1 pseudogene is annotated in these 283 nt (G+C 40.3%); it reads left to right on the top strand.

Annotated elements, in window-relative coordinates:
- Window positions 1-283, top strand: a pseudogene (locus F1003_RS15595) (ExbD/TolR family protein); the annotation flags it as partial.

Genomic DNA, 283 nt, shown 5'->3' on the forward strand with positions numbered 1-283 from the left:
CACAGTTTAAAAAGCCTGATGTAGAGCAGATAAAACCGCCATCTTCTATATCTGAAAAGTTGTTGCCAGATGCCAGTCTAATGACGGTAAATGTAACACCAGATGGGAAATTTTACTTCCAACCTGTGGAGAACGGAACTGAAAGAATTCAGCTTCTAGACAATATGGGGCAGAAGTATGGACTTTCTTTTACCGATAAGGAAAAAGTCGCATTCACGAAAGTACAGGCGATAGGTGTGCCTATGACACAGTTGAAAAGCTACTTGAACTTATCAGAAGATGA

The organism is Winogradskyella ouciana, from assembly GCF_009709615.1.
Taxonomy (GTDB): domain Bacteria; phylum Bacteroidota; class Bacteroidia; order Flavobacteriales; family Flavobacteriaceae; genus Winogradskyella; species Winogradskyella ouciana.